Annotated in this window: 3 protein-coding genes; 1 reads left to right on the top strand and 2 read right to left on the bottom strand. The window is 49.3% G+C overall.

What is annotated here, in order from left to right; translation table 11 throughout:
* Nucleotides 1-172 precede the first annotated feature (172 nt).
* Nucleotides 173-745, bottom strand: coding sequence for a hypothetical protein (locus WBR68_RS30995; RefSeq protein WP_230696214.1), 573 nt, complete (start codon nucleotides 743-745; stop codon nucleotides 173-175).
* Between the two features lie 26 nt (nucleotides 746-771).
* The gene (locus WBR68_RS30990) at nucleotides 772-2,208 is read right to left on the bottom strand and encodes an AAA family ATPase (RefSeq protein ID WP_230696213.1); all 1,437 of its coding nucleotides are present in this window, start codon (nucleotides 2,206-2,208) and stop codon (nucleotides 772-774) included.
* A 996-nt stretch (nucleotides 2,209-3,204) separates the two neighbouring features.
* Between WBR68_RS30990 and WBR68_RS31585 the strand changes: the two genes are divergently transcribed.
* On the top strand, nucleotides 3,205-3,324 hold the full coding sequence (locus tag WBR68_RS31585) for a DUF7014 domain-containing protein (protein ID WP_446697889.1): 120 nt from the start codon (nucleotides 3,205-3,207) through the stop codon (nucleotides 3,322-3,324).
* Nucleotides 3,325-3,430 lie beyond the last annotated feature (106 nt).

Genomic DNA, 3,430 nt, shown 5'->3' with positions numbered 1-3,430 from the left:
GATGTCGTCTTCCATCTTCATGCTCATCGTCAATTCCCTCGATTATGACGTGAGCAGGTTTTCACTGGGTCATTACAGAGTAGGCTGCTTACCAGCAAAAAATGGCACACTGGCCGGGCATCTCCGGCCTTACCGACGCGCCTGTCTGCAAATTTTTCGAAAAACGGCGAAATCAAATGCGGCCGAAGTCGACATCACCCTCATTCCTTTGTCCTTTTACAATGTGGGCCGTCACGCCATGGTGCAATGCAACCTTCCCACTATTCCATTCTATGATTCCCGCCATTAATTTTCCACCCACTTGAACTTTCGATAAAACTAACTGAGCGGAACTCGGTTCTGAAACTGTTTCATCTTTGTAGGCTACATAAACAGTAGTTCTAACGGGAAATTCAAGGCGAATAACTCCAAGAGTCGCCAGAGCGGATAAATACATCCCCCTCCATTGTTCAATTACTTTAAGAAAGCCACCATGTGTAAGCTTGCTTTTCATTTCAACGATGTGAAGCTCGAACTCTGACTCTGATCGCTTTACGACAAAAGCGCCCTCCGCACATCGCCTATTTTCGAGCGACCACACAACGGGCGCTTGATCCTTCGCCCGAATTAGCAAAACCGGGTGTTCGGCCTCAAAATAACAAGTTCCTTCACCATCTGGGTTTTTCTCGAAAATTGAAAATTTATTATTCTCATGAACAACCCGCGCATATGCGGAGTTCAATAATTCAACATGAGGAAATGCCATCTGAAGTCTTATCCCCCGACTGTTTTTTAGTCGTCACTATCCGGTCGCCCATTGCTAATAAGAATGGTCTCTTTTGCCAGTCGCACAATCACGTCGTTTAAAGATTCGGCGCCGAAACCAGCATTTTCCGCCTTTAAAGCAATCACTTTCGTAGTTCCATCGCGGCAGGAAAAGTCGTACGCCGCTACAGAATTTCTATCAATAATCTCATCGTCGGATAATTCAAGTTGTTCGACCAACGACGCGCGTTCTGGATGATCAGACAGCGCGATTAAATTATTGATTTGTTGAATAAACGTGTCGCTGTGCGTGGTGATAAGAATTTTTGCGCCGCGCTTGACCAGATGTGCCAGGACGCGCGCCATCTCTCTCTGTGCTTCTAAATGAAGGTGGGCTTCTGGCTCTTCAAAGATCAAGAAGGTGGTTGGCCCTATCCTCCGCCACATTAGTGCCAGCGGAGACAACTCCGTGACGAGAGACGAAGTTGACGCGAGCGGTATTTCCGTTGCAGTGCCTTCCGGCGCATACAAGAAAGAACCTCGCCGCCTTCCTCGTTTGAGTTGTCCACTGACCAATCGAGATAATCGATTTCCTTGCGTCGAAGGTGGAACTCGTGAATGCACAGCCCTAACCATTTCTGAGGCGAAATGACGAATTGGTCCTGGTAGGTCGCTAGCACCCTTATCATCTTCAAGCGGTAACTCAGCCCGCCGCACCACTCGATCAACGAAATAATTAAGCGCCAGCATTATTCCGGTTCTGGCGGCTGGAATGTATAATGTATTCCTAAAATTACTCCAATCGTTTCCGAAGCATGCATAGCCAATTATTTCTTCACGAATGTCTGCTGGCAGCCAATTTCCGATCCAAGCTGATTCAAATGCGTTGGCTCGAAGTTTAGAGACATATCTGTTCGCCCCTTCCACAGATACCTCAAAATTCCAAGTGGCCTCCTTGGGTTCAGCATCTGTTTCGCCACCAATATCTAAATTTTGCTGTTCACGCTCAATAAAAGGGGCTTCCACAAGTTCATCCGGAGCCTTGTTTTCTGTGATGCGGCACGTGAGAGTAACAGGCTCTTTATGCTCAAGTTCTATGGTTACTTTACTGGCTCCGAATCCATCGTAGCCAATAGCATCGGCCAATACCTTCTTAATATTGTTATTAAGATGGTCTAATACAGATTTTTGGAGTGCATTTAACGCTTCAGCGCCAATGCTGACTTGAAAAACACCTTCCTCAATGCCTCTATTCTTGAAGGAAGAAAGGTAGGTGCGCAATTCAGGCGGAATGCCTGGAAAGTCTCTCCCCTCGGGAATATTTTTTATGAAATTAATGGTGGCCCATATAGTGCTGGCGGCGTAAGTCTTCCCACTATCGTTTTTTCCAAAAAACATAGTGAAATTGCGCGGCTCAATTACAGCCTCAGATATTCTTCCGACTCGATGTATTTTGAATTTCAAAGCGTATAACTCCAGAGTCGCATTTAGCGCCGCAGCGCTGTCCTAATGCCTCTATCAGAAACTATGCCGATGGGTGATATAGCCAATTGAATGGTCCGTTACAGCGAAAGGCAGCACCCAAAAGCCAGAGCAAAGACAAGCGTATTGCCTTATCCTTCGTATCAGTCTTATTGCATTCGCGTGGCAGAAAAAAATAGCAACCATCCATAATACGTGAGCGCAAATACGCAAGAGCACTCGGCGCGGCCGGTAGGTGCTAAGGACCCCGGCGGTCCCGCTCCGGACTCCCCCTCCCCCGGCGATCGGCCAGCCCGGCCGGCCCGGCCGGCCACAAGCCCGCTGCCATGAATCCGCCCGAGCAGGTCGAATCCGTTGGATTGTATGGTGATTCGCTGGAAGTGACTATGCTGAACAACAACCTGGCCACGCGTTGAGACACTCTCTGCACTTGCCTCACGACACGGCACTTGCGACGCACGGCTAACCGTTGTGACGCGACGACCAGTCTCGAAATAGAAATCAGCCGAATGCAGATACCATCTCCCGATGATGTACATCGTCTGAAGCAGTAGAGCACTCAGAAAAGCCGACGTAGATGTAGACCCGCACACCAGTTCAGAGTGTGTGCCTGTCAGCAGAGGTACTCTCGATAGCGCTTAGGCTGATGCTCGAACATAAGCGCCATCTTTTGCCATCATCAAGACGAATAAAAGCCGAGGATCTCCACATGTATTTGCTACGGTTGCAAGTGACGCAAGAATTTGACGAGTGGGCGCACGAGCACTACCGACACGGGTCACGGCCGCCACAAGGAATGAATGGTCAAAGCGCTTAAAGCGTTCGAAAGCACGCGTAAGACTGTCTGCACTAAGCGACGCAGGGACATTCCTCAACTCCCTCACCTCAAGCATTCATCAGTACTTGCATGGAAAAAGGCATATTCCCGGCCTCCCTGGAGACGCAGATGGCCGCAGTCCGTAATTTGCATGGTCAGCCCTGCGTAACAAGCTTGGAGGGCACGGTCAAGGGGCTGGACCGATTCAGGTGCCGGAGTACATGGCGAGATATGCGCTAAACCTTGCCGCACCAGCATCCGTAAGCTCCCCCTTCAGGTAGACACCGCCCGGTAGAATTTCGGAGCCTCGCTGAGTTGGAGATTCCCTTGAAGAAAAGCAGATTTACCGAGAGCCAGATCGTTGCTGTTCTGAAGGAAGGCGAAGCC

Source organism: Achromobacter sp. JD-1 (assembly GCF_038594925.1).
Classification (GTDB): Bacteria; Pseudomonadota; Gammaproteobacteria; order Burkholderiales; family Burkholderiaceae_B; genus Achromobacter; species Achromobacter spanius_C.
This window is presented reverse-complemented; position numbering and strand designations above follow the sequence as displayed.

Excerpts from the sequence above, each read along its gene's own strand:
- WBR68_RS30995 (WP_230696214.1), bottom strand. The coding sequence starts at position 745 with ATGGCATTTCCTCATGTTGAATTATTGAACTCCGCATATGCGCGGGTT.